We start from the raw sequence: 26,702 nt of genomic DNA on the forward strand, positions 1-26,702 counted from the left end.
AAAAATCGCCATAAACCGCTGCAACATTTAATTTCAGAGATCATCAAAGCCTCATGACAACTGCTTTTTCTTCGCGCTTTAAACTGTGGCTATTTATTGTTGTTGGCTTAGTTTGCTTAACGCCTGTTATCTCTTCTCCTGTTGCCTTGCTAATGGGTTTCACCCTTGCCTGTATTGGCATGGTGCCAAGCCATATTGACTTAAATAAGCTCACTAAAAAGTTATTAGCCTATTCAATTGTTGGTTTAGGTTTTGGAATTAATTTACCTGAAGCGCTTGCTGCCAGTAGTCATAATCTTGGCTTAATCGTCGGCTCTATTTTTTTTACACTCATGCTCGGCATTGGTTTAACCCGATTAATGAAATTAGAAGTTAAGACGGGCCATTTAATCAGTTGCGGCACAGCGATTTGTGGCGGTAGCGCGATAGCCGCAGTCGCGCCTGCTATTAATGCTAAGAACGATCAAATTGCGGTTTCACTGGCATGTATTTTCCTACTCAACTCTGCTGCATTATTTTTATTTCCCACCATTGGCCATGCGTTATCACTTAGCCAATATGATTTTGGTGTTTGGAGTGCGATTGCCATTCACGATACTTCATCTGTGGTTGGCGCCGCCTCTGCTTATGGTGATGAAGCCCTTAAAACCGCCACTACCATTAAACTGGCTAGAGCGCTTTGGATCATTCCTATCGCGTTATTGAGTGCAATAATTTTTGACGGTGATAAATCAAAAATATCTATCCCGTATTTTATTGGCTTTTATTGCTTAGCCATTCTTATTGCTTACTTTATTCCACAAGGCCAGCCCGTTTATAACGTGCTGTTTAGCGTATCCAAGCAGTTGCTTATTGTGTGTTTGTTTTTAATTGGCGCTGGTATCACGGTCAGTAAAATGCGCGCTAATGGGCCAAAACCGTTAATGTTGGGGATCATATTATGGCTGGCGATTGGCAGTACATCACTTGGGTATATTTTATTGACGGGAGATTAACTTGAGTAGCTGTTGCGGCAATGTCTGTGCGAAATGCTGTTAAAGGTCTTGTTGGTTATTCTGCTGCTTAATAACCTCTGACTGTTCTTGCTGAATATCAGGTTTAGCTAACGCCAGTGCAATCAGGCCACTAAATGCTAGTAGCTCAATCACAGCGCGGGTTAAACCCGTTGTTTGCACCGAGGCAACAATGGCAATAATGCACAGGCAAACTATCGCGCAGGCTTTAATGATTTTTGAATTTAGCAGCCGAAACATAATAATGAGATAACAACCTTTCTGAATATGAAAGGTTATTATCGGAACTGTCAGTTTAAGCCGCCAATATCTATTTTTACTATGTTATACAATTAACGCGACGGTTTACTGGTATGACGCTTGTTAACGCTACTGGCCATTAACCAATGACTGGCAATTGAAAACACACAATAAGCACTAAAATAATAAAAGCCTATTTCAAAGTGGGCAGTGGTTGTCAATAGTTCGCCCATACCGGCAGAAGCATTGCCCGCCATATAAACTATGATTAGCGCCACCACAAATACATCTGCCATTGACCACTTTCCAATCGCACCAATGAATCTCATTAATCCATATTGCAACGGCTTAAATATTGGCAGATTGACCATCAACATAGTCAGTAACTTAATCGCCGGAAAAACGATACTGAATAAACCCACTAATGCTGCAACTAAAATATTATTGGATTGATATAACTCATTGACGGTATCAACAATACTGCGGGTTTTATAAAAAACCTCTACCTCTCCTTCAATATTATCAAACCCGAGCATACTCACCGCCATATCCAGCATACTGCGGGCATTACTGCGGTTATCTTCAGATAAGCTTTCGGTAAACATGGTCACGCCGGCTTCAACTAACTCCGACTTTTCGATGGAGCCTTGGATGGTCAAAATGGGTTGAGTCACCCCGGGAATTAATAGCGCCAACGACAGGATTATCACAACAATGCTCAGTAGCGACTTCATCTACAACTCCATGGTATTGAGATTGGTATTGGCTAATAAAAAGGGCTTGGGTCCACAGCTAATGACCGTGGCGATACACCGCGGTCAATATTGAGGTTACATTTGCGTAAATCAACTAAGGTAACTTCGGTATAGCGCTGATGCTTTTGTGAATAAAAGCATTTTACCACTGGATGTAACGCATCTCTGCCTGCTGACTCCCATACAATGCCCACACGTTCATCAGACAGTTGCACTAATGAGCCCACAGGGTAAATGCCCACACAGCGGATAAATTCGTACACCAATGTTTGATCAAGATGGAACGGGGTCAAACTCATTAAAATTTTAAATGCAGCAGCTGGGCTCATGGCTTCTTTGTAGCAGCGGGTCGCGGTAAGTGCATCATAAATATCCACAATACAACTCATACGCCCATGTTGCGGGATCTCGTCGCCTTTAAGGCCTTTGGGGTAACCTTTGCCATCAAGCTTTTCATGGTGCATCAAACACACATCTTTACTCACCTGAGATATCTCTTGGGTATCACTCATGATGTCGATGGCATACACCTGATGCATCTTGATAAGTTCAAACTCTTCTGCCGTTAATTTACCTGGCTTGTTGAGTATTTTGTTATCCACTTGCACCTTGCCAATATCATGCAAGATCCCACCCACAGCAAGCTCTTTAAGCAGTGATGCATCAAGACCTAGGTGCTTACCAAAGGTCACTAGCAAAAATGCCACGTTAACTGAATGCTCAAGCAAATAAGCGTCTTTGGTTCTTAATGCTGATACACACCTAAGTGCATCGGCATCATCCATCACCGACTCAAGCATCTTGTCGGCAACATCTTCAAAAGGAGCCACCTCGACAGCCTTGCCTTGGTAGGTTTCAGACAATACTTTACGCACTAATGTTTTTGCTTCAGTGAGGATTTTTTTAGCTTGAGTTTGTTTATATTCTCGGGTGTTGGTTATCTTTTTTACCAGTGGGGAATTGGGCTTTTTCTTTAAACCGCAGCCATCAGCTGAACGCTCAACATCAACCCATACGGTTTTAATACCGGCTTTGGCAAGCTTTACCATGGCGTCTTTATGCTTGATCTGCCCAGCATTACTAATCGCCACTTTGCTATCATTGCGATCAATCGCCACCACAAACATCCCCAGACTTAAGCGCTCTACCGGAATACGGATAATGTCTTGGGACTCAGGTAATACCGTCATTGATGGGGAACTCTCCTAAAAACCTTAATATCATGTAAATAATTGCTAACATGTTGAGTTTTATGTGCCCGACATGTAATTATTAAAAATGCATTTTATCCTTTTTAAGCAAAATTAACTAAAATAAATATAGCAAAGTGTAAGCTCATGTAAAAATAACGCAGCCAATGATAAGTAAGTTTAAAAACAGCCTAGTAACTGATGATATAAGCCATTATGATCACAGCATCGATGCCTGAAGATTGACAGTTTTTGAACCCTTAACTAACTTAAGGCATAATTCATATAAATCCTTTTACGCTTTTTCATTTCAATTATTTGAGATATTGACTCTGGAGTCTGCATTGGCTGGTCATATTTTTTTTGAGCACTTTAACGAGTTAATCAAAAAGTTACACGCTATGAAGTTGGCTCACGTCAAAGAGCCGATTGTGCAGGTCTCAGTAGAAGCTAAATCCTTGCCGTTATTATCTTGGTTAGGGGCGCAAACTCAATATCCACGCATATATTGGCATGCCCGTGACAAACAAGAAGAAGTGGCCGCTGTAGGCGCCTGCAAAGACTTCAAGCAAGAACAAGAAATTAATGACGAGCTACTGGCATCGATTTACCAATCCCAGCGTGGAAAAAGCAGTAATCAAGATATTCGCTACTACGGCGGCGTCGCCTTTGACCGCACCGTAGAATGCTGGCCTGAATTTGGCCGCACTCGCTTTGTACTGCCTCGCATAGAACTGCGCCGTCATGACAACATCATCAAAATTTTAGTAAATTTAAATTTTGAAGGTAATAGTCAAGATGATGAGTGTAATGCGGCCATTGAAGCCATCAATCAGCTCAAACCAGCCAAACCATTGTCACCACCTAATAAACTGCCTTTAATGGGCCGCAGTGACTTGCCAAATTACCCACGCTGGAAAGAATTGGTTGAGCAAGTGACTAACCCTAAATTTAATGCCACCACCCCTAAAGTGGTGCTATCGCGCCAAACTCAGTTAGAAATTAATGATGTGGTCGATCCTTGGATGGTATTAGCCTGCTGGCAAGGGCGCAACCCCTACAGCTTTCAATTTGGGTTTCAATTTAGCCCTGAGCGCACCTTTATTTCATGCTCGCCTGAGCGTTTATACTTACGCCGCCAAAAAGAGTTATTTACCGAAGCCCTTGCCGGAACGACTGTGCGTGGTTTAAACCAAGAAGAAGATGATTTTCTTGCCAATCAGCTACTAGAAGACAGTAAAAACAGCAATGAAAACCAACTGGTTAGGCAGCAAATTGTTGATGTACTCACGCCATTAAGCCATTACGTTGGTGCGGATGAGTCGGCCAAAATTTTTAAATTAACTCATATTCAGCACTTACATCGCTCTATTCGCGCTGAATTAAAAGCCGGTGTTAATGACTTTCAATTACTTCAAGGTTTACACCCAACCCCTGCCGTGGGCGGGTTACCGCGAGAATCAGCATTAAACTTTATCCGTCAACGTGAAGGCTATAATCGCGGCTGGTATGCGGGCGCATGTGGTTATTTAAATAAGTACGAGAGTGAGTTTTCTGTGGCCATTCGCTGCGCCTTAATTGAACCAGGGCGAATTAATCTGTTTGCTGGCGCGGGGATTGTTGCCGGTTCAGATCCACTGGCTGAATGGCAAGAATTAGAAAATAAACTCACCACTATTTTGTCCATTTTAGTTGAGCTGTAACCCAACTAAATAATCAACCAATTAAACAATCACTTAAAAGTCTTTCTGCACATAAATGTGCCGCTGACGGCTGGGTTTTAGTCACAAATAGCGCATTTGCGCTCCCTTGCTAGTTGCATCTTATTTTTTGCTCACTATAATGCGTCCTCCTTGGCGAAAATGACACCACTCAATAAACTCTTTGAGCAAGTTAAAGTCAGCTAAAATATATAATCAGCAACGCCAAGTACATACATATACGGGTTCCCTCACCCCGTCTAACCCAATAAAAAAGGCCATAACATGTTAATGCTCTCTCAGGCGCAATGTCGCCGTGCACTGATGTTTCTTGTCAGTTTTCATATCATCATTATTTGCGCAAGCAACTATTTGGTACAACTCCCGTTTCAGATTTTTGGTTATCACACCACTTGGGGGGCGTTTAGCTTTCCCTTTGTCTATTTAGCCACAGATTTAACCGTCAGAATATTTGGCCAACAAGCGGCTCGCAGTATTATTTTCAAAGCCATGTTACCTGCATTGGTGATCTCCTATGTCATGGGGGTGATTTTCCATCAAGGGGTTTTCCAAGGCGCTGATTCATTAGCCCAGTGGAATCAATTTGTGTTCCGTATCGCACTTGCCAGCTTTGTGGCTTACTTAGTCGGACAGTTAATGGATATCACTGTATTTGCTAAATTGCGTAAAGCTAAAGCCTGGTGGGTAGCCCCTGCCGCATCGACTCTATTTGGTAACTTGGTTGATACTGTCGTGTTTTTCAGTATTGCATTTTACGCCTCTTCAGACCCATTTATGGCAAATCACTGGCCTGAAATAGCCACTGTCGATTACGCCTTTAAACTTATGGTTAGCTTAGGGTTATTTTTACCTGCATATGGGGTATTACTGAAAGTGCTCACCGATAGGTTGGTTTTATCTGATACAACCCGCACCTCGACTGCGCTCTAATGTTACTAAATCACCGCGAGTCACTGCTGACAAAGCACACTTTCTAGTGAGTTTTTAAGCTATGCCGCATTATTAACTGGTACGATGAGTTAATATGCGGCCATATTTTTGCTGTTGTCAGCTCAATATCAGCCGTTCTGATATTGAGGCGGCATGGCCCGACCAAAAGTAACCTTACATGCTAACTATCCAAATTGAAGCTCATACTGAGCTAAGTGCTGAGGTGGCTATTCATATTGCCGCTATCAGTGCCCGCATTAACGAACTCGATCGCGCTCAAACTGTCGAATCATTACATAGCAAATTAGACAATCAAGCTTGTTTGATTTTATTAGCTTATGTTGAAGGTGAACTTGCTGGGTTTAAAATAGGATATCAGCTCGATAATCAGCGTTTTTACAGCTGGCTTGGCGGAGTTGATGCTGATTTCAGGCAACTTGGTTTAGCAAAATCTATGCTCGAGTACCAAGAAAAGTGGGCGACAGAGCAAGGTTATCAACGCCTTGAAGTTAAAACTCGCAACCAATTTAACGCCATGCTGACGATGTTGGTTACTAACCAATACCACATTACGCAGGTTGAATCAGCCACTGACTCGGCAGATAACAAGTTGTTTTTGCATAAAGAATTAGCTTAACAACCAAGATAGACAGTGTCGATTTGAACGATAAAAGTTAGTCGACTGCCCCAAAGAGCTTGCAGAGCATTTGTAAGGGGTTTGTAAAGTTGAAAATAATTTCATCAACAAGTTGCAAATCTAAATGATAATGATTACTATTTATCTGCGTTCCAAAACTCAGTTCTTATTAATAGCTTCATCTCCTATTAATACCCTCTGAGTCTGCAAGCACGACATTGCTCATACACTCTTAGTGGCCAGGCTCATCACCTGGCTTTTTTTTATCTGCGATTGACTCAATTACACTATTAATCCCAAACCAAGAAACTAACGCAGACTATCTAGTCGTCACTGCTTATAACAATCCATATTCAATGTCATATGCAACTAACGCTATAAGCAGCTAATACGATAAACAGCTAAGCGTCAGTATCTACGCGGCTATTATCTTCAAAATGCAGTCCATCATAGGGATTATTTTCCTGTTCTTCTTTCGCCTTATGATAAAGCCCGATAGTAAATACCGTACCTTTACCTAAGGTCGACTTCACCTCAATGGTGCCACCAATGCGCTTAATAATGCCGTAACTGAGCGATAAGCCTAAGCCTGTACCGTCTTTACGGGTAGTGTAAAAAGGGTCGAAGATACGGCTTAAGCGCTCAGGTTTAATCCCCATGCCTTCGTCTTCCACTTCAATTTTTACCCCGACAACCTCGTCATTTTCAAGCCAATCATTGGCTCTGACCCAAATTCGGCCTTTATTTTCAATGGCGTGGGCAGCGTTAACCACTAGGTTAATGAGCACTTGTAAGATTTGCGGCTGATTCACTTGTACCGTGCATTGGGTATTAATATCTTTGATGAGTTCGACTTCTTGCTTTTCAATCGAGTGCCTAACCAGTACTAACATTTCTTCGATCATCGGTTGCACTGGGTGCATTTCAAGCGGCGCATTAAACTCACCGGGGCGACTGTACTGCAACAAGCTGCGAATAATGGTGCTTATTCTACCTACCTGCTGAATAACCAACTCAATTTCTTCTTCAACAGCAACAGCCTTACTGCCAAGCTCATACTTCATTAGTTCCATATTGCCTAAAATTACCGCGGTAGGATTATTAATTTCATGGGCAATACCGGCTGTAAGCTCCCCTAAGGCGGTTAACTTTTCATTGGTGACCAGTTGATGTCTTGTTTCATTTAGCAAGGCCACGTTACGTTGCAGCTCTTCGGTTTTATCTTGCAAGCTACGGGTACGTTGCTCCACTTTCACTTCAAGCTGCTCTGCCGCTAGCTGAATTTGGTTATTACGCCGCTGCAGTAAGTCCAGCATGTGGTCAAATTGCTCAGCCAAATTAGATAGCTCATTATCATGCTCTAATCCCAGCTCGCCGATACGTAAGTCTCGGCCTGACTGCACCGCTTTTACCACATGATGAATGCGCTCAATGGGCTCAAGTAAGCTATTAGCCCCTCGATAAACCAAGAAACCAGACACCAACAACACCAGCATTAAAATGGTGCCAAGCTCGAGGATATTGAGAATATAGGTGTGTATAAAAGGCGACTCAGAAAAACCTGAATAAATCATCCCAATACGTTTACCACGAATATCTTTAAGGGGTGAGTAGCCTGAAATAAACCAGTCATTTAATACAAAGGCACGGTCAACCCACGACTCCCCTTCAACCAAGACTCTCTGGCGCACATCTTCTGACACTAAGGTGCCTAATGCCCTCGATTGGCTCGCTGTTTCATGGGTCGAAAATAGATCCATAGGCACATTGGTACTAATGCGGGCATTATCAAGAAAAATAGTCACAGTACCAATTGAGCGCTCAGGCAAGGTGCCCTCGTCGTACACCAAGTCTCGAATATGATCGACTATAACCGTGTTGCGATTAAATAAAATCCCACCATCGAGATACCAATTCACTTGGCCATTTTCATTTAATATGGGCAATAAACTCCGGCTTAACATGCCACGTGTTTCTTCACTTTTGGTGGGCTCTTGCGCCCTTAAAGTAGCCGATATAGGAATGCGGGCGATACTGGCTAAATCGGGGTCGAGACGAGCCAAACGCTTGGCTGATAACACCATCAAACCAGACAAGGGTTGTTGCTGTTGGATTTTGGGTAACATTATCCGCAAATCGGGATCGGCCGCGGCTTGCTCAACTTTGATTAGCCTTAATATATCAAGTTGTAAAAACTGCTTTTGTTGTTCCAGGTATTGATTAATTTTGTCTATCTGGGATGAGTCGCCCTGCTTGATTTGCTGGAAGGCATTCTGAAAGTCCCATGATTGACTCACATTGAGCAATTGAATTTCTTGTTGTCGCTGAACCTCTTCAAGGGTATTGGTGGCCACAGTCAAATCAGCCTTAACCTTCATAAACAACTGTTTACCGGTATAACTGATATTCCAGTAAATAGTGATGAACACTAGGCTTATCAGGGTCAGTAAGATGGGTAGCAATGTCAGGATCAAAATACGATAGCGCACTTTGGCCTGCATTTGTTGCCAGCTGACTCCGAACATTTGACGAAATACCGACACGACTTAAGCTCCCTTATCCGGTTCAGTATCGAACCATTCTTTATATTTACGATCTAGGGTTTTTCGAGAAACACCTAAATCGCGGGCGGCGGCTGATTTATTACCATTGTTAGCATCAACCACGCTCATAACATGTTGTTTTTCGACTTCTTTGAGTGGCCAACTTAGTGGGTAACCGGCTTGAGTCATCGCTTCTGTTTCTGGCGCTTTTTTCCAATACTCTGCAGGCGGCTTACCCAATAAAATACAGCGCTCAATCATATTACGCAGTTCACGAATATTCCCTGGCCACTCATGTTGTTGCAGTACCTGTATATCTTCATGGCTCCAAATCACCTCTTTAACCCCTAACTCGCGGGCTAGTTGCCAAGTAAAATGATGGGTTAATTCAATCACATCCTCAGGACGTGTGCGTAAAGGAGGGATCAAGATATTGAGTACATTGAGTCGATAATATAAATCACTTCTGAAGTTACCAGCAGCTACCTCTTCTGATAACAAGCGGTTTGTTGCCGCCACCACTCTGACATCAATGGCGACTTCTTTTTCACTGCCCACGGGCCTGATAGATTTTTGCTCTAAAACCCTCAATAGTGCCGTTTGCATTTTCATTGGCATTTCACCAATTTCATCTAAGAAAATCGTTCCGCCTGACGCAAAACTAAATAAGCCTTCACGGGCGCCTTTCGCGCCAGTAAAGGCACCTGCGGTATGGCCAAAAAGTTCACTACTCAGCAACTCGGGGGCAATGGCGCCACAGTTAACTGGGACAAATGCGCCAGTGCGGCCACTTAGCTGGTGTAATTGCCTTGCCACCAGCTCTTTACCAGTACCTGACTCACCTTCGATGAGCACCACGGCATTTGTTGGCGCAACGCGTTCAATGACTTGTTTCACTTCCATCATGGCATCGCTGTTGCCAATCATGGTGGTTGAGTGGCCAGTTGAAAGCTCACGACGAAGCATGAAGTTTTCACGCTTTAATAACCTTCGTTCAATACAACGGTCAACCGAAGTCATCATTTGCTCGAGATGAAACGGCTTCATAATGAAGTCTGAAGCGCCCGCTCTTAAGGCTTTAATCGCCACATCCATATCGGCATAGCCCGTCATAAAGATAATGTCCGATTGGCGGTCAGGTTCATTTAGCGCCTCATGCCAATCGATACCAGAGCGATCAGGTAAGCGAATATCAACAATGAGCAAATCAAAATGTCCACGGCTACGCAGTTTTTCCGCTTCACCAATGGTTGCCGCTGTTTCTACTAAGGCGAATTTTTTAGACAACGCCTTTTTGAGAAAACTGCGCATTCCCGGCTCATCGTCCACAATCAATACCGAAACTGCAGTGGGCAACGGTTTATCATTTGATTCATTCGTATTCATATGTGGACCTACTTTGGACATTTTGACTAGATTTAAGCTTATCGTATCACTAAATTTCTGTTACTGGGTCAGTTTGCCCCTCAGAATTTAGTCACTGGGACAATATGTCTGTAAAAGCAGACTTTGCACATGATCTGGATCACATTTTCAAATTTAGTCGTGATCGACATTTAAATAAGTGCCATTGGCATATAACTTGCTGTAACGAGTCGTATCTAGGGTAACTTAATGTAAATGTTATTTTTTAACCAAAATAATGATGTTTTAGTGATTATCTCTTTCAAGGAATATTAAATGTTTAGTCTAAAATCAGCTTTAACCACGGTATTAAGTGTCACATTATTAAGTGGCACTATGATGAGTGCGACTGCCAGTGCAGAAGAAGTGATCAAGCTGGCGACCACTACTAGCACCGATAATTCAGGCCTATTACGCGCCATTTTGCCGGCATTTGAAGCTGAATCAGGGTATAAAGTACAAGTGATCGCAACCGGTACCGGTAAAGCATTAAAGCTTGCCAGCCAGGGAGATGTCGATGTGGTAATGACCCATGCGCCTGCTGCTGAAGCTAAATTTGTTAATGACGGTTATGGCACCACCCCGCGCGGGATCATGGAAAACGATTTTGTGGTTTTAGGCCCAATAGAAGATCCAGCTAAAGTCGCAAGCAGCAAAGACGTGGTAGAAGCATTTAAAAAAGTCGCCGCATCAGACAGTACTTTTATCTCACGTGGTGATAATTCTGGCACCAATATGAAAGAGCTCGCAATTTGGAAACAAGCTTCGGTAAGCCCAGATTTTTCAGGCTATACTTCAATTGGTCAAGGTATGGGTAAAACATTACTGATGGCAAATGAGAAGCAAGCCTATACACTGACCGATCGTGGAACGTTTGTTGCTTATAAAGCTAAATTAGATTTAGCGATTACATTCGAAGGCGGCGCAGATTTAGCAAACCCTTATCAAATTATCCTAATTAACGCAGAAAAATACCCTGAATTGAATCATCAAGGCGCTAAAGCATTAAGCGATTGGTTTATTAGCCCTGCCGCTCAACAGATGATAAATGACTTTAAAGTTCAGGGAGAGCAATTATTTAAGGCAACATATAAGTAATGAATGAAGGCTGGTTAGCCCTACTGCAGCAAGCATTTAGCTTGCTGCTTTCGTTAGACCCTGATGTATGGTCTATCATAAGTGTATCTTTTTCCGTCTCTTTTGCGGCGCTGCTCATCACCTTGATCCCATCAATTGTGTTGGGCTTTTTGCTGGCATCTTACCAATTTCCTGGTCGCTGGTTTGTCACCAATATTGTGCAAACCTTACAATCAATCCCCACAGTTGTGATCGGCTTACTGGCTTATTTGCTGCTCACCAGAAATGGGCCAATGGGCGACTTACGCTGGTTGTTTACCCAACAAGGAATGATCTTAGGACAAATGATGATTTGTGCCCCGGTACTTATCGCATTATCCCAAGCGGCATTTAGTAGTGTAGACCGCCGTGCATGGGAAACCTCCCGCACCCTTGGCGCATCGTGGCAGCGTGCTATTTGGACCGTATGTCGCGAACTTCGCGTACCGTTATTATTGGCCATTATTGCTGCTTTTAGCCGAATTTTGACTGAAGTGGGTTGCTCAATGATGGTGGGGGGCAATATTTTACACCACACCCGTAATATTCCCACCGCCATTGCCTTAGAAACCAGTAAAGGCGACTTTGCCCAAGCGATTGCTCTTGGGTTAGTGCTGCTGATTTTAGCGATTGTGATTAATTTTGCCATCGGCTCACTGCGTGGCAAGGCCATGCCAAGGAGTCAGTAATCATGGTTAAAGTGACCGCGAAAAACATTCAGGTGCAATTTAAAGCAAGAAAGTTGTTTGCTTTTGACAGCCTAAGTTTTTGTGAAGGCGATGTCATATACCTGCAAGGGGACAATGGCAGTGGTAAATCCACCCTTATGAAACTATTAGCGGGGATCGTAAAACCGTCATTAGGTAAGGTAACAGCTGAAGGATTTGCCGCGCCAAAATGGTGGCAACCAAGTACCTTACTAGGCAAAGCGGTTTATCTTCACCAACATGCCTACCTGTTTGATGGTAATGTGGACTACAACTTGCGCTACGCCTTACCAAAGGACAAGTTTAGCGCCGAGCAGCTTCAACAGCGTATTCGTCAAGCTATTGATATGGCGCAGCTGGGGGCATTATTACACAGTAATGCCACTGATTTATCTGGCGGTGAACGCCAACGATTAGCGCTAGCCAGAGCTTGGATAAGCCAACCCAAACTGTTAATGCTAGACGAGCCAATATCTAATATGGATAAGCAATCGCAAAAACTGGTTTTAGCGATGATTAACCAATTAAAACAAGAAGGCACAGGTCTAATTATTAGTAGTCATCAAACCTGCGGCTTAACAGCCTTGTGCAAAAAGCATTGGCATATTGCTGACAACAACGTTGTGGCCAGCAATCATATCCCTAGCGTTGAACAATCACAGGAGTTTCAATATGTCAGTGCAAATTGATGCCGTTATTTTAGCCGGCGGCATGGCCAGAAGAATGGGCGGCATAGATAAAGGCTTAGTTGAGCTCAATAATAAGCCAATGATCAGCCACACCATTGAGCGAGTTCAGCCACAAGTGAATCGCATCATCATTAATGCCAATAGAAGCCAGCAACAATATGCTGAGCTAGGTTTTGAGGTTATCAGTGACAATGACAGTGGTTATTTAGGCCCACTCGCAGGCATGGTCACCGCGATGGCGCACACTGATGCCGAGTTATTATTAGTGGTGCCTTGTGATAGCCCAATGCTACCAACAGATTTATGTGATCGCATGTATGCCTCGTTAAAAGAAGCCGATGCTGATATCGCGGTAGCCAGCGATGGCGAACATCACCAACCTGTGGTGATGTTATTAAAACCTGAATTAAAACAATCGATGCAGGCCTTTTTAGATGCCGGCGATCGAAAAATATTTTTATGGTATGAAAAGCAAAAACACGTTGTAACCAGCTTTGCCGATCAACCTAATGCATTTGTTAATGTGAACACACTTGAACAAAAACTTGTCATCGAGAATGCCAAGTAAGCTGTGGCAACACAGTAACAAGCCAACAATGAGGTCTTTATGAGTATACCGTTTTCCAATCCGCTGAGTATTCCTGTTCTTGGATTCTGTGCCTATAGCGGCACCGGTAAAACCACCTTGTTAAAACAACTTATTCCCGAATTAAATCGTCGTGGGTTACGTTTAGCAGTAATTAAACACGCACACCATAATTTTGATGTGGATATTCCGGGAAAAGACAGTTACGAAATGCGTAAAGCAGGCGCGAAGCAAATGCTGGTTGCCTCCCATATTCGCTGGGCATTAATGACTGAAGATGCGGTTGATGGTGACCCACAATTACCGCACTTACTAAAGCAAATTGAAACGGACAAAGTGGATATCGTGCTTGTTGAGGGCTTTAAAAAGCTGCAACTGCCTAAAATTGAGCTGCACCGCGCCGCCCACGGCAAGCCACTGATCCATACCCATGATGAAAACATTGTCGCTATCGCGTGTTGTGACGACACCGAAACACCGGCCGAGTTAACCCGACTCGATTTAAATAACGTCGGCCAAATTGCCGACTTTGTGATTGAATACAGCCAAAAGTGGCAAACGCCTGAAGTGGCTTTACCGATCCCAACCGTTGCAACACCTGTAAGCGATGAGCAGAAATTTTTATCAGTTGCCCAAGGCTTAGAGCAACTCATGACCATGGTGACGCCGCTTACCGCTAGTGAGCAAGTCACCATCGATGACGCAGCAAATCGAGTACTTGCTAGCGATGCGATTTCACCTGTTAACGTGCCCCAGCAAACCAATTCAGCAATGGATGGTTATGCTTTTGCTTATAGTACTGATAACAGCCCAAGCAACCCAGTTGCGCCATTAAAATTGATGGGTGAAGTGCTTGCTGGGCACCAATATCCAGGCACATTAAACCCCGGTGAAGCCGTACGCATTATGACAGGCGCAACCGTGCCAACTGGCGCTGACACTGTCGAAGCACGTGAATTGGTGGTTGAACAAGATGGCCAAGTGCAATTACAAGGCAAAGTGGATGCGGGTCAGCATGTCAGACTTGCAGGTGAAGATATTGCCAAAGATGCCTTAGCATTAGCAAAAGGTCATCGCTTACAAGCCGCTGAACAAGGCTTATTAGCCTCATTGGGTTTAGCCTCTGCAGATGTTGTTAAACAACCGGTTGTGGCGGTGTTTTCCACTGGCGATGAAGTGAGTCAACCGGGCGAGCCGTTAAAAGCCAACTGTATTTACGACTCTAATCGCTACACCATTAAATCAATGGCGCAAAAGTTAGGCTGTAAAGTCATTGACTTAGGCATTATTGAAGATAGCGAAGCATCATTAACGGCTGCGCTACAACAAGCCAGTGTTGATGCCGATATTGTGATCAGCTCCGGTGGAGTTTCTGTCGGAAATGCTGACTACATCAAAACAGTATTGGCTAAAATTGGTAAAATAAACTTCTGGCGCATTAATATGCGTCCAGGTCGACCATTAGCCTTTGGCCAAGTCAACGACAGTTTGTTCTTTGGCTTACCGGGTAATCCCGTGGCGGTAATGGTGTCGTTTTTACAATTTGTGCAACCTGCAATTCGTAAACTGGCTGGCGAAAGTAATTGGCAGCCACAATATTTACCAGCAATAACAGATAGCATCTTAAAAAGCCGCACAGGTCGAACAGAGTTTGTGCGCGGTGTTTACTCGTTAAGCAATGATGGACGGTTACATGTGACCTCAACAGGGGCACAGGGTTCAGGGATGTTGAACTCCATGGTTAAGGCAAATTGTCTGGTTATTATCGGTGAAGCCGAAGATGCCGTCATGCCTGGCCAGCAAGTCTTCATTCAGCCTTTTGCTGAACTGTTATAACTAACCATAAGATGTACTAATTCATGAGTTTGATCGTCGACAGTTTTAATCGAAAAGTAGAGTACTTACGTTTATCGGTCACTGACCGCTGTGATTTTCGCTGTGTATATTGCATGAGCGAAGATCCAAGCTTTCTGCCTAGAGAGCAAGTACTTACCTTAGAAGAACTCGCATGGATTGCACAAGCCTTTACCGAACTCGGAGTAAAGAAAATCCGCTTAACTGGCGGCGAACCTTTAGTAAGAACCGATTGCGATAAGCTTATTGAGTTATTAGGTAAATTGCCTGGTTTAGATGATTTATCGATGACCACCAATGGCTCACGCTTAAGTAAACTTGCTCAGCCCATGCATGATGCTGGTTTAAAGCGCTTGAACATCAGCTTAGATACCCTCAACCCTGAGCTATTCACTGAAATGACTCGCAACGGTAAAGTTGAACGAGTCATTGCAGGTATTGATGCCGCTAAAGCCGCAGGCTTTAAGCATATCAAAATCAATGCCGTGATTTTACGTGGCAAAAACGATCATGAAATCTTAGATTTAATCGACTTTTGCCGTGATCGTGAACTAGACATCACCTTTATTGAAGAGATGCCACTAGGGGTTATTGATGAGCGTAAACGCAGTCGTCATTGTTCTAGCGAAGAAGTCAGAGCCCTTATTGAAGCCCGCTATCCATTAGTGCCGTCAAGCAAACGCACTGGTGGGCCAGCACGTTATTTCAAAATGGCAGATCACAGTATTCATATTGGCTTTATCTCGCCCCACAGTAATAGCTTTTGCCATGAATGTAACCGCGTCAGAGTGACAGTCGAAGGCCGTTTATTGCTGTGTTTAGGTAATGAAAACTCGGTTGATTTAAAAGCGATTGTTAGAGCGCATCCAGGTAATATTGATAAGCTAAAACAAGCGATTTTGGATGGCATTCAACAAAAACCCAAAGAGCACTACTTTGGCACCGATGATGACGTGCAAATTCTGCGATTTATGAACACCACTGGCGGTTAAGCCATTTTTACTTACGCAAAACAACCGCCTTTATTAACTAGCCTTAGCAGATAACCACCAAGGGTTACCCACTAAGGCTAGCTTTGATATACACTAAGACTAACAACCACTAGCACGTTAGTTTATGGCCTTATCTCGAAAAAAATGGAATAACATCCTGATCATTGCCTGCGTTTTCATGGTGGCAGTGCTAACCTTTATCGACTCAAAAACCAATCAAATGCCCGATGATGCCCAAGCATTATTTGATGAAACTAACCAGTTAACCCAATTGCAATTCGATGATATTTGGCTTAATAAAGGCGCTAACGACTGGGTCTGCTCTGCAAGTGTTTTAAACTGTAGAACTTTAGCCGAGGCTTGGAGCCAATTAGCAATCTCCCCCACCAGCATAAGTGATGCAGAGCGCCAACAGTTACCGGCAGCGCAATCGTTAGTGATTGCGATAAATCACACCCCACAAGGACAACTTTGGCAATATTACCCCCAGTATGGGTTATTGCAGTCAGCCGCCGATAATTGGTACCAAATCCCGCCAAGCTTACGTACTGAACTCATCCCAATCATTGCCAGCCAAACACAAGAATAATAGAGAGTCCTATGCCTGAATTACCGGAAGTTGAAGTCACTCGCCAAGGAATATCACCCTACCTCGTCGATCAAACCGTTCGCGACCTTATTATTCGTAATGGTTCGTTACGTTGGCCTGTGCCTGACATTTGCCGCAATATTATCGGCCAAACTATCCGAAATGTACGTCGCCGCGCTAAGTACTTACTGATAGATACTGACGCGGGGATCACCATAGTCCATCTAGGTATGTCTGGGAGTCTGCGAATTTTACCAGCCAACACCCTAGCAGAAAAACATGACCACATTGATTTGGCGTTAGAAAATGGCCGCATTCTGAGGTTCAATGACCCAAGGCGCTTTGGTGCATGGCTATGGTATGAATTACCTGAAGAAGCACATCCATTACTATCAAAATTAGGCCCAGAGCCACTGTGTGAAGACTTTAATCCAGTGCAACTACACAATGCCCTCGCCAATAAGAAAAAGGCCATCAAACTGTGTTTAATGGACAATCACATTGTGGTCGGTGTGGGGAACATTTATGCCAATGAAGCCTTGTTTGCCGCAGGTATTCATCCTCAAGCAGCTGCTGGCTCAATTGATATTGAACGCTTAACAATTCTGGTTGCTGAAGTGAAACAGATTTTAGCCCAAGCCATTAAACAAGGCGGCACCACCTTAAAAGATTTTACCAATGCCGATGGTAAACCCGGTTACTTCGCCCAAAAGTTACATGTTTATGGCCGTGGCGGCGAAAACTGCACTGAATGCGGCAATCTATTAAGTGAAATACGTTTAGGTCAACGCACCACGGTATTTTGTGGGCTATGTCAGACATAAGATTGTTGAGGGTAAAATAGCGCTGAACAAGCCTTACTCCAGGTTGAAAGTATTTAGCGGCAATAAATCAAAAAGCCTCGATAGTATAGCTATTGAGGCTTTTTATTGAACAAATTAAAACAATAAATTTAATAACTTAATTAAAATTTATACTGGTAACGAGTATATAAAGTGCCATCTATTTCGCTGTCTTCCACTTCAAACTCTGATTGCGATACGCTACCACCAAAGGTCATCATGCCGCTTAATAATGGCATACGATAAGACAGCTCTAGCATGAGTAAATCTTCTTTCGGTGGCTGCGGCGCCCAGCCATGACTTGGACTTTCGCCATCTTTATTTAATTGGGCATAACGTAAAATAGTGGTAAATGCATGGCTATTTGAAAACTGGCCAATTAACCCCAGTGCATACACCTGAGCATCACTGTCGTAGGTGCTGCCAATAGCGCGACCATAATTTCGAGATCCACTTTTATAGGTGCTGTGCTCATAGAAGCAATTAAAGGCATTCGGGTCTTCACCGCAAAACACCATAGTATCTGTATATTCAAAAAATAGCTTATATTGCTGCGAGGCAAAACTAAAGCGGGTGTCTACACCATACATTTTAGCGCAGTCGACTATTTGCCACGGTTCACCTTTTGAGTCTTCGCAGGTGCGCTCAAGAAAAAGTCCCACAGGCACATCCCAAAAAGTATCTGAATAGCGTACATCAAAGCCCGCCATTTGATTGCCGTAATTTGAGCAACCACTACCCGTATCATTGCGACAATCACGCTGACCAGTAATCGACTTCCAGGCGGAGTCCCAATCGCACTCTTGACCTTCACCACAAAACTGCGCCGTCCAAGAAAGGCCGATTTCTAATTGCCTTAATGGCTTTATTGAGCCGCGCACATTCCACAATAACGCATTGGGGGCATAACGATCTTCATCCATCATGCTTACTCCACCAGTGAGGTTCCACGCGCCCAGCCACGAAAGCCATGGGGTTTCAAACGCCTCAGCATTGTTGCGACTCACCATCAGTGATGGCATAGGTCGGGCATTATTGGATTTGTGTAATCCCGAATCAAAACCAGGCCCCCACCACTGCTCAAAGCTGCCTGCAGTGACAATCCAGTTACCCAATACTACCGCCATATAAGAGTCGTCTAAGCGAAATTCTTTATCATCTTGGGGATCGTAGTTAGCTGAAGCAGACACTTTATAAGCGAAGCGCTCGCCCATATATTCATAAGAGGCTTTGAGTTCAGCTTTTTCACGATAATCAGAGCCAAAGTGTTGAAACCTTGCTTCATCGGTCGCAGCAGTTGCTGTAATACTGGTGTTCCCTTTATTGCCAACAGCATTTTGATAATAAAAGTTCACTCGAGCAAACGCATCGACTAATGCGGGCTTCATTAATGAAGGTTCTGCTGAAGATAAATCCTTTCCAATACCCGACCACATCAGTGGAAATGTATTGATAGGTACCGTGATCACACCAGCATCTGCCAGCGCCTGAATATCTGCCCGTAGGTAAATATCTGAGGTATCAACCCAAGGCGCAGCCGAAAGTGCCGAACTTAAGCATAAACTGCCAAAGCCAAGCCCTAAAAAGCGCATTGTGAATGAACGGTGTTTAAATAGCGACTGCGATGATTTCATTTTAGGCTTATGTTTTGATGTGATGAATAACGGCATTAGCAGGCGATTACTTCGTCTGCTGTAATTTAATTGAAGCAATTTTTTGCAGCAAAGAAGCGGCGACATCCTGATGGACGAATTGACTCACATCACCGCCATGTAGGGCAACTTCTTTTACCAAGGTAGAAGAGATAAATGAGTTTTCTTCCGCTGGGGTCAAAAAGACACTTTCTAAATCTGGACTTAAACGACGATTCATATTGGCTAATTGAAATTCATATTCAAAATCTGACACAGCTCGCAGGCCACGCACTAATACACTCGCCTGTTGCTCTTTAGCAAAATCAACTAATAAGCCAGTAAAGCCAACCACTTCCACATTGTCTAAATGGGCGGTCACTAAATTAACTTGCTCTACACGCTCTTCAAGGGTAAACATCGGCTGTTTTGACGGGTTTGAGGCAATGCCGATAATGACGTGACCAAATAATTTTGCCGCACGCTCAATTAAATCTGCATGGCCATTAGTAACGGGATCAAAAGTACCTGGGTAAATTGCGCGTCTATGCATTTGAATATTCACTGTGTAAAGTATTGCCAGCTAGTTTATCAGTATCAAATACTCGCATCAAAGTTTGATTTGATACTGGTCGTGTTTTACCATATTTCCCACTGAAGTCATTATTGCTGATGATGGTTCTAAACAAGAAACCAAAGCACTTATAGACTCTTATCGTGCCCAAAAGCTGCTCTTTACTTTAATCCATTGTTGGCAAGAAGATTTAGGCTTTCGAGCAGCAAAGAGTCGCAATAATGCCATCCAAGCATCAACAGCTGACTATGTTATTTGCATCGATGGCGATATTATTTTGCATCCTCGCTTTGTTGAAGATCACCTGAGTAATGCGAAAAAGAACCAAGTCATCGCCGGAAAGCGTGTCAGGCTATCTCAAAATTTAGCCAAAAGATAATCACGTCTAACAAACCCATCTCGCCATTATCAGTGTTATTTGCTGCACAAAGCGGCCATAAAAATGCCATTCGCTCTAATGTGTTAAGTCACTACTTAAGCAAAACAAATCAAAATGCCGACAGCGTGTTTAGTTGTAACTTTAGCTTTTGGCGCCAAGATGCGATAAACGTCAATGGCTTTAATTGTGACTTTGTAGGTTGGGGCGCTGAAGATAAGGAGTTTTGTATTCGCCTCATCAATGACGGATCATCAAAAAAGCAGTTAAAGCACTTAGCAGTATGTTACCACCTGTACCATCCAGAGCTGTCTCGAAAAATGGAACAGGCAAATCAACAAATTTATGATGACGCCATTTCAAAGAAATTAACTTATTGTCAAAATGGCATCAAAAAACATACTCAAAGCTAACATTCACTTAAAACTAAAGCAGGCTTGGCAATTTGGGGAGCTTGCTTCGATTAAATCTTACCTTAATCTCAAAGCATAGTTTTTGCCAAATACGTTTTAGCGGATGTTTCTTAGTGGTGTTTCGGTTACCCAAAGTACAGATTTCACTTTCAAAGTCAGCCTCTTGCACAGGAAAAGGTCGAACAACAAAGCATCTTAAGTCCTTTTGAAACCAATACTGAATATCGATATCCACAGGTCTTGCAATAGGCATTGCCGTTGCAAGTAGCTTTTTAGCCCCAGATAACGACACAAACTGACCACGGGTAGAAGAAGGCAGTTTTAAGCAGGTCGATAATGAAAAGCCATCATCAAGCTCAAGGGTATCAATAACCGCTTTTTGTTTACTGCCGTGACATAATTTAATGTAGTCCCACTGAGCTGATAAATGACTAACGCTTTTTAATAATGATAATAAATCAGGGCTTAAAATTGAGTCATCTTCTAAAATAAGCGCAAAGTCCAATTGCTGATCTAGCATCATATTCCAGCAATTTACATGGCTCAAATAGCAGCCAATTTCCCCTACATTCAGCACTTTGTCATATTTTGCTAAATTACTTGGCTCATCAAAAACCGTAGCAATTTCAGTTTGAGTCAGTTCTTTACCATATACCGCAGGCACTCGCTCAAACTCAATATTGAGTTGCTCAAGCTGTTGTTGCATAAAAGCCATTCTTTCAACGCTTTTATCGAGATTAATGACAAATACTTTAAACTTCATAAAGCGTCTTGATTCCGTCCTTGGTTTTATTTAATTTCTTTAACAACTTCAATTAATTGAGTCGTTGAAATCGCTGGTGTGCGCGGCAAATAAATGACCTTACATAAATCTGCCAAATGATCAAATTTACCCGCCCAATCATCACCCATAATTAAACAATCTGCTTGATGTCGCTGAATATATTCGGCTTTAAGCGCTAAAGATTCCTCCAAAAAAACCTCATCAACACACTTTAGTGCACTAACAATTCGCATTCGAGCATCTTCATCACAAATCGGATTTCTGGATTTTTTACTAAAATTTAATGCGTCGGATGAAACTCCGACAATTAAACGGTCACCTTGCTCTTTTGCACGTTCTAGAATATTTAAATGACCAATATGAAACATGTCGAATGTACCAAATGTAATAATCTTCACGCTTCACCTTCGATTAATAAATAGTCCGCGATTCTCTGACTGCAGCAACCATCAACAGCTCCAATAAGCTCATCTGTATACTGAGCCCGTTTTGCTGCAAAAAGTTCTGGAGATGAAACTTGCTGATCAACAACAGACTTTAGTTGGCTAAATGTTTCAGCGTGAGCAGCAACATCGGCATAGCGGTATAAATCTTGATCGACCCTGTTTTTAAACCTAAATTTAAAAATACCGCGATATGACCAGCGTAAATGATAGAAGTCACACCAAACCACGGGTTTATCCAGTGCTGCAAATTCAAATAATGCTGAAGATGCATCACTGATTAACACATCTGCTGATGCCATAAAAGGAAGCAAGTTGGTTTCTTCAACTTTTGCTAAATAAACATTGCTGTATGAAGCCCAATGTTGCAGCAGCGCCTTTTGTTTCTGATATGCAGGTTTAATTAGGGAGAAATAATGAGGTTTCAATAAAATATTATATTCAGCAAACTGTTCTGGCCAGTTTCGCCCCATTTTCTCTATGCTGCTAGGATAAAAAGTCGGTGCATATAATAATGTTGGCTTTGCAGGATCAAGTCCCAATCGAACCATATCAATACCAGGCTCAGCACCTTGTATAATAGGATCGAGTTTCGCATAACCCGTATCAATAAAGGTCTTTTCAGGAAACATTTCTTGAAGTCGTTTTAGGCGATACTGTCCCTCCACAAACCTGACATCAATGTCTGAATTCGACACGGTGTAGTAAACTGATTTAGGGCCAACGCCATGCTGCATCAATGCTGTTTTAGAGAACCCTTTTAAGCTATGTGCGCGAGAAAAGGCATTTCCAAAAATTACCCAACTGGCTTTTTCTTCGAGATAATACTCGAGAGCTGCTACTTCATCATCGACCCAAACCACATCTAAACGATGTTGTTTAACCATAGAAAGAAGAGCTGAATGATGTTCTATATTGTTATAAATAACAAACTTCACCACAACAGACCTTTTTTTTAGCTCTTCAGCAACAGGTAGGTATTGCGGTAAATAATATGGGTGTAACACATCAAAACAAATCACAGTTAGCCTTTTCCTGATCAATTACAATTAAAATCGCTCTTTAAGATATTTAATAAATTTTGTTTCTCACAAATATCTAAGTTTAACTCATCAATTAAACTGGGCGGATTAGGCCATTGATTATCAATAAATTCTTGATTACAAAACTCAACCGAAAACTCGTAACGAGGAATCACATGGTAATGAACGGCTGGGTCAACCATCATCAGCATCAAGTAATTAAGCTTGTTACAGTCGAAGCAATGCTTCATCACATTTTCAATATCATCGATGATTTGTTTCTGCTCAGCCGCCGCTTCTGGCGAGATCCCCGAATAACGGTGTACGCTCTCTTTGCACACCAATACCATTGTACCTAATGTGGGTTGTTCTGGGTAACCAAACTTTCGTAATGTTGATTGCGGCATAATTAAGGCTATTAATAACGAATATTAGGTTCATTTTAATGGAAACCCCAGCATGCGTCCATTACCCCTAGTCCCACACGAGTAGTTATTGTTATACTTAGCGCTAAATACACTCCGCTTATCCTTCGTCTGAATAATCAATATTTAAGAGGCTGTTATGCTCGTCGTTTTTGACACACTAAACGTGTACTACCTACCCCAGTACACTCCAATTATTCAGCAACTGCAACGTAATAACCATCAAGTGAAACTGGTATGTTATAGCAGTAAAAATGATCAAGACGCCCTTAAAGATGTGTTAGCAAATATCAATGCCGAGTGTATTTGGGTAATTAATGAGACTGAGGCCAGAGACACCTATGTGGAACTGAAACCTAACTGGATTTTTTTTGGTAATAAATTCGAGTATTTAGACGAGGTTCACATCCACTCTAAAACGGCACAGTTAGGTCATGGTGTAGGCCCCAAACCGACTTACTACCATAAGTCTTGCACCCCAATGACGGTAAGGTTTATTGAAGGCTCGCTAAGGCTCAGTAAAATCAAAGCGCTATATCCAAACGATAACTTTGTACAGGTGGGATTTTCTAAGCTTGATCCAATGTACAACAATGAAGAACTGGGGTTTGATTTAGCCAACATAGGACTAGACCCTAAAAAGCAAACACTGCTGTATGCGCCAACCTTTAATCCTAGTTCGCTAGAGTGCTTTCCAGATAACTGGCCTGAAGACTTTAAAGATTACAATATTCTGATTAAACCCCATTCACTCACGATGATGCGTGAAAAGTATAAAAACCAACGCGCTAAGCTGGCTAAATGGGCGCAATTTGAAAATGTGTATGTGGCCAAAGAGCAAGACATTTCATTACTGCCGTTTATGAAAAATGCCGACATTTTACTAAGTGAAGCGTCAAGTACTCTGTTTGAATTTGCCGCTTTAGGTAAGCCCGTTATTGTGTGTAACTTTTTTAAATTAAAGTGGACTTATCGGGGTATTTTTAAATTTAGATTTAAAAAGCGCTTTGGCAAAGATAACGTATTGTATAACGATATAGGCCTTCATGCCAATAACTATTCGGCCTTGATTGCAGCAGTACCGCAACAGCTCAATACACCCGAAGAGTTTCATTCAAACCGTCTACAATACACAGAGGAGCATGTTGGCCCAACTGACGGCTTAGCATCTGTGCGTATTGTGGATTATTTACAAGCTAACCTTTAATGCAATTTTGATGACAAGGTAATACTGATTATTTATGGCCATTATTTCAAATGAGCAGCTTAAAAACTGTCAAAGACTTTTGTTTATCTCTCCCATTGCATTGGGAGACTTTCTGTACCTAAAAACGTTTTTAATCGCACTGAAAGCTGCCCAGCCACATATTGAAATCGATATTTGGCTCGATGATAACCGTTGTAATCAAGATAGCTGGCGTTTATCCCGTAGCACCATCTTGCAACAATGGATTGCAGCTGAAGCCAGCTTTCATGGCAGTTATGGTTGTACTGACTCAGTCGCTTCCCGCGACCTGCAAATCGAAACAGCCAAACAGCAACAATACGACATTGTCATCTGCCACTCTCCAGCTGGGCGGGCCAGTCAGTTTTCAAAGATTGCTCGGCGTATTGCACCAAAAGGCTTTATTGTTTCAAGTATTACCGCACCACTACACAAAGGCTTATTCAACTGGTGGCTACTAAGAGCTAGCGATAAAGTGTACACGCTCGACTCGCAATCTCTGCCGAGCAATCACCATATCACCGACCGATTTTATACTATCTTGCACGACATATTAGGCTTAAGCATGGATAAGAAAGCCTTTATGCCGACTCTCGTCGTGCCAAACGATGTTATTCAACATGCTCAACAATGGATAAATTGCCACCTTGATGGTAATAGCACGGTGGTCTTAATTAATCACTTATCGACTAACTCGAAACGTGATTGGTCTGAATCGCAAGTCATCGACCTCATTAACAGCATTCACCAGCATCAACCAGAAACTCGCTTTATTATCAATGTGACTAAAGAGCAGTTCACGCATATCAGTCAAGTTGTTGCCACTCGTTTAGCCGATGTTCAGTCTAAAGTTGCCGTATTCACCATAAAAGATAACTTTTTTGAATTACCTGCAATAATTGCCGCTGTGGATTGGGTTATCACAGTTGAAACGGCCATTATGCATTTTGCCACTGCAGCTCAAACACCATTAATTGCACTCATGCGCTCAAAAAAACCATACTGGGCACCACCTGCATCAACAACATCTCAGGTCCTTTACGCCTCAAAAGGCAAAGGTCATGTCTGTGATATCGATACAGAGACTGTCTTCAAACAATATCTAACAATGAGTCAATAACTTAGACTTTACATAAGGAGCATTTTTAGATGAAGAAAGCCATTTTCACCCTCGCCATTGGTGATAACCCTATGTACAAGGCGGCATTAGAGAGTTTTCAGGCGTATGCCGATAAAGTGGGGGCTGATTTAGTTGTTTCTGAAGAACTACATTATCCACTGAATATTGACAATAAAAACTATGATGCAAGCCCTGCATGGTCAGAAAAACTCTACATGGCAGAACTGCTAAAAGAATACGACCGAGTCTTGTATATTGATGCCGATATGATCATTGCACCTTGGGCCGAAAATATTTTTGAGCGTTACAATGCATTAGACACTATTTATATGTTTAATGAAGGCGCCATTAAAGACAGAACGGAGCATGCAGAGAAAATAAGTAGTATTCTAGGTCAAGTTGACTGGCCATCAGAAAACGGTAAAACAGTCTATTTTAACTCAGGGATGATCCTTGCATCAAAAGAGTCAAACTTGTTCACTAATGCCAGCGCACAAGAGATGCAAAAAATCTGCAATGAGGTGAAGTTTTACGATCAAACATATATCAATTATCTCATATTTAGAGAAAAAATTAATTATGTATGTATCGATAAAGCTTTTAACCGCATGCCATTACTCGGGCAAGACGGCTATAAAGAAGCCAGCTTTATCCATTATGCTGGCCGTGGTTACCGTGAAAAAATTCCAATGCGCGAATTAAAGTTCATCATCGACTATTGTGACTTTTTCTCTGACACTTTATCTGAACAGGCTTCAATCGAATACAAACAACAAGCGTGGCACTGGTATATGCTTAAGCAACATAGAAAAACAAAAATACCAATCGGGATGTTAAGTGCTGTTTTTGGACTATTTTATCCACAACACAAATATTAGTAT

Annotated in this window: 28 protein-coding genes; 17 read left to right on the forward strand and 11 right to left on the reverse strand. The window is 42.5% G+C overall.

Annotated elements, in window-relative coordinates; translation table 11 throughout:
- The first annotated feature begins 53 nt into the window (after window positions 1-53).
- A complete protein-coding gene (locus tag AB4140_RS13280; RefSeq protein ID WP_372001277.1) occupies window positions 54-995 on the forward strand; it encodes a YeiH family protein in 942 nt (313 codons plus the stop codon).
- 39 nt (window positions 996-1,034) lie between these two features.
- Here AB4140_RS13280 and AB4140_RS13285 read toward each other — a convergent pair whose 3' ends face one another.
- The 3 genes from AB4140_RS13285 to AB4140_RS13295 form a co-directional block, all read right to left on the reverse strand.
- Window positions 1,035-1,253, reverse strand: a complete 219-nt coding sequence (locus tag AB4140_RS13285; RefSeq protein WP_102439350.1) for a hypothetical protein — start codon at window positions 1,251-1,253, stop codon at window positions 1,035-1,037.
- Between the two features lie 92 nt (window positions 1,254-1,345).
- A complete protein-coding gene (locus AB4140_RS13290; protein ID WP_102520420.1) occupies window positions 1,346-1,987 on the reverse strand; it encodes a paraquat-inducible protein A in 642 nt (213 codons plus the stop codon).
- A gap of 32 nt (window positions 1,988-2,019) precedes the next feature.
- Window positions 2,020-3,198: an HD-GYP domain-containing protein gene (locus tag AB4140_RS13295; protein ID WP_102530642.1), complete on the reverse strand. Its 1,179-nt coding sequence runs from the start codon at window positions 3,196-3,198 to the stop codon at window positions 2,020-2,022.
- 401 nt (window positions 3,199-3,599) lie between these two features.
- Here AB4140_RS13295 and AB4140_RS13300 point away from each other — a divergent pair, with 401 nt between their 5' ends.
- The 3 genes from AB4140_RS13300 to AB4140_RS13310 all read left to right on the forward strand — a co-directional run bounded on the left by AB4140_RS13300 (window position 3,600) and on the right by AB4140_RS13310 (window position 6,486).
- Complete coding sequence (locus AB4140_RS13300) at window positions 3,600-4,901, forward strand: isochorismate synthase MenF (protein ID WP_372001316.1); 1,302 nt, start codon at window positions 3,600-3,602, stop codon at window positions 4,899-4,901.
- A 282-nt stretch (window positions 4,902-5,183) separates the two neighbouring features.
- Window positions 5,184-5,849, forward strand: a complete 666-nt coding sequence (locus AB4140_RS13305) for a 7-cyano-7-deazaguanine/7-aminomethyl-7-deazaguanine transporter (RefSeq protein WP_102475983.1) — start codon at window positions 5,184-5,186, stop codon at window positions 5,847-5,849.
- A 178-nt stretch (window positions 5,850-6,027) separates the two neighbouring features.
- Window positions 6,028-6,486 carry a GNAT family N-acetyltransferase gene (locus tag AB4140_RS13310; RefSeq protein ID WP_102475984.1) on the forward strand — a complete coding sequence of 153 codons (459 nt, stop codon included), beginning with the start codon at window positions 6,028-6,030 and terminating at the stop codon, window positions 6,484-6,486.
- Window positions 6,487-6,887: 401 nt separating this feature from the next.
- Here the strand turns inward: AB4140_RS13310 and AB4140_RS13315 are convergent, their stop codons facing one another.
- Window positions 6,888-9,011, reverse strand: coding sequence for a cache domain-containing protein (locus AB4140_RS13315; RefSeq protein WP_372001318.1), 2,124 nt, complete (start codon window positions 9,009-9,011; stop codon window positions 6,888-6,890).
- A gap of 21 nt (window positions 9,012-9,032) precedes the next feature.
- A complete protein-coding gene (locus tag AB4140_RS13320) occupies window positions 9,033-10,415 on the reverse strand; it encodes a sigma-54-dependent transcriptional regulator (RefSeq protein ID WP_372001280.1) in 1,383 nt (460 codons plus the stop codon).
- A 354-nt stretch (window positions 10,416-10,769) separates the two neighbouring features.
- Between AB4140_RS13320 and AB4140_RS13325 the strand changes: the two genes are divergently transcribed.
- The 8 genes from AB4140_RS13325 (at window position 10,770) to mutM (ending at window position 17,790) form a co-directional block, all read left to right on the forward strand.
- Window positions 10,770-11,531, forward strand: coding sequence for a substrate-binding domain-containing protein (locus AB4140_RS13325; RefSeq protein WP_372001320.1), 762 nt, complete (start codon window positions 10,770-10,772; stop codon window positions 11,529-11,531).
- Window positions 11,531-12,238, forward strand: coding sequence for an ABC transporter permease (locus AB4140_RS13330; protein WP_076542090.1), 708 nt, complete (start codon window positions 11,531-11,533; stop codon window positions 12,236-12,238). The genes AB4140_RS13325 and AB4140_RS13330 overlap by 1 nt, the downstream gene beginning before the upstream one ends.
- A gap of 2 nt (window positions 12,239-12,240) precedes the next feature.
- Complete coding sequence (locus tag AB4140_RS13335) at window positions 12,241-12,945, forward strand: energy-coupling factor ABC transporter ATP-binding protein (protein WP_102475987.1); 705 nt, start codon at window positions 12,241-12,243, stop codon at window positions 12,943-12,945.
- Window positions 12,929-13,513, forward strand: coding sequence for a molybdenum cofactor guanylyltransferase MobA (gene mobA / locus AB4140_RS13340; protein WP_372001282.1), 585 nt, complete (start codon window positions 12,929-12,931; stop codon window positions 13,511-13,513). The genes AB4140_RS13335 and mobA overlap by 17 nt, the downstream gene beginning before the upstream one ends.
- 39 nt (window positions 13,514-13,552) lie before the next feature.
- Window positions 13,553-15,367: a bifunctional molybdopterin-guanine dinucleotide biosynthesis adaptor protein MobB/molybdopterin molybdotransferase MoeA gene (locus AB4140_RS13345; protein ID WP_102475989.1), complete on the forward strand. Its 1,815-nt coding sequence runs from the start codon at window positions 13,553-13,555 to the stop codon at window positions 15,365-15,367.
- A gap of 23 nt (window positions 15,368-15,390) precedes the next feature.
- Window positions 15,391-16,377 carry a GTP 3',8-cyclase MoaA gene (moaA, locus tag AB4140_RS13350; protein ID WP_102439337.1) on the forward strand — a complete coding sequence of 329 codons (987 nt, stop codon included), beginning with the start codon at window positions 15,391-15,393 and terminating at the stop codon, window positions 16,375-16,377.
- A 124-nt stretch (window positions 16,378-16,501) separates the two neighbouring features.
- Window positions 16,502-16,966 (forward strand): hypothetical protein, encoded by a 465-nt coding sequence (locus tag AB4140_RS13355; RefSeq protein WP_372001284.1) that lies wholly within the window; start codon window positions 16,502-16,504, stop codon window positions 16,964-16,966.
- Window positions 16,967-16,977: 11 nt separating this feature from the next.
- Entirely contained in the window at window positions 16,978-17,790 is an 813-nt protein-coding gene (gene mutM / locus AB4140_RS13360) for a bifunctional DNA-formamidopyrimidine glycosylase/DNA-(apurinic or apyrimidinic site) lyase (protein ID WP_372001286.1), read from the forward strand.
- 140 nt (window positions 17,791-17,930) lie between these two features.
- Here the strand turns inward: mutM and AB4140_RS13365 are convergent, their stop codons facing one another.
- Both AB4140_RS13365 and coaD read right to left on the reverse strand, forming a co-directional pair.
- Complete coding sequence (locus AB4140_RS13365; RefSeq protein WP_372001322.1) at window positions 17,931-19,400, reverse strand: capsule assembly Wzi family protein; 1,470 nt, start codon at window positions 19,398-19,400, stop codon at window positions 17,931-17,933.
- A gap of 88 nt (window positions 19,401-19,488) precedes the next feature.
- A complete protein-coding gene (coaD, locus tag AB4140_RS13370; RefSeq protein ID WP_076542073.1) occupies window positions 19,489-19,992 on the reverse strand; it encodes a pantetheine-phosphate adenylyltransferase in 504 nt (167 codons plus the stop codon).
- A 109-nt stretch (window positions 19,993-20,101) separates the two neighbouring features.
- On the opposite strand from coaD, the gene AB4140_RS13375 reads away from it, so the two are divergent.
- Together AB4140_RS13375 and AB4140_RS13380 are read left to right on the forward strand one after the other, a co-directional pair.
- Entirely contained in the window at window positions 20,102-20,392 is a 291-nt protein-coding gene (locus AB4140_RS13375; protein WP_372001324.1) for a glycosyltransferase, read from the forward strand.
- Window positions 20,393-20,424: 32 nt separating this feature from the next.
- Window positions 20,425-20,802, forward strand: coding sequence for a galactosyltransferase-related protein (locus tag AB4140_RS13380; protein WP_372001288.1), 378 nt, complete (start codon window positions 20,425-20,427; stop codon window positions 20,800-20,802).
- A gap of 13 nt (window positions 20,803-20,815) precedes the next feature.
- Here the strand turns inward: AB4140_RS13380 and AB4140_RS13385 are convergent, their stop codons facing one another.
- The 4 genes from AB4140_RS13385 to AB4140_RS13400 are packed head-to-tail and all read right to left on the reverse strand — an operon-like array spanning window position 20,816 to window position 23,458.
- Entirely contained in the window at window positions 20,816-21,565 is a 750-nt protein-coding gene (locus AB4140_RS13385; protein WP_372001290.1) for a glycosyltransferase family 25 protein, read from the reverse strand.
- Window positions 21,566-21,591: 26 nt separating this feature from the next.
- Window positions 21,592-21,984: an adenylyltransferase/cytidyltransferase family protein gene (locus tag AB4140_RS13390; protein ID WP_372001292.1), complete on the reverse strand. Its 393-nt coding sequence runs from the start codon at window positions 21,982-21,984 to the stop codon at window positions 21,592-21,594.
- The gene (locus AB4140_RS13395; RefSeq protein WP_303460244.1) at window positions 21,981-23,051 is read right to left on the reverse strand and encodes a CDP-glycerol glycerophosphotransferase family protein; all 1,071 of its coding nucleotides are present in this window, start codon (window positions 23,049-23,051) and stop codon (window positions 21,981-21,983) included. The genes AB4140_RS13390 and AB4140_RS13395 overlap by 4 nt, the downstream gene beginning before the upstream one ends.
- A 17-nt stretch (window positions 23,052-23,068) precedes the next feature.
- On the reverse strand, window positions 23,069-23,458 hold the full coding sequence (locus AB4140_RS13400) for a hypothetical protein (RefSeq protein WP_303460245.1): 390 nt from the start codon (window positions 23,456-23,458) through the stop codon (window positions 23,069-23,071).
- Between the two features lie 157 nt (window positions 23,459-23,615).
- Between AB4140_RS13400 and AB4140_RS13405 the strand changes: the two genes are divergently transcribed.
- The 3 genes from AB4140_RS13405 to AB4140_RS13415 are packed head-to-tail and all read left to right on the forward strand — an operon-like array spanning window position 23,616 to window position 26,699.
- Window positions 23,616-24,683, forward strand: coding sequence for a CDP-glycerol glycerophosphotransferase family protein (locus AB4140_RS13405; RefSeq protein WP_372001294.1), 1,068 nt, complete (start codon window positions 23,616-23,618; stop codon window positions 24,681-24,683).
- Window positions 24,684-24,717: 34 nt separating this feature from the next.
- Window positions 24,718-25,821 (forward strand): glycosyltransferase family 9 protein, encoded by a 1,104-nt coding sequence (locus AB4140_RS13410; RefSeq protein ID WP_372001296.1) that lies wholly within the window; start codon window positions 24,718-24,720, stop codon window positions 25,819-25,821.
- Between the two features lie 29 nt (window positions 25,822-25,850).
- A complete protein-coding gene (locus AB4140_RS13415; RefSeq protein WP_372001297.1) occupies window positions 25,851-26,699 on the forward strand; it encodes a glycosyltransferase in 849 nt (282 codons plus the stop codon).
- The last annotated feature ends 3 nt before the right edge of the window (window positions 26,700-26,702 follow it).

Origin of the sequence: Shewanella sp. 10N.286.51.B2 (assembly GCF_041469265.1) — a bacterium.
Lineage (GTDB): Bacteria > Pseudomonadota > Gammaproteobacteria > Enterobacterales > Shewanellaceae > Shewanella.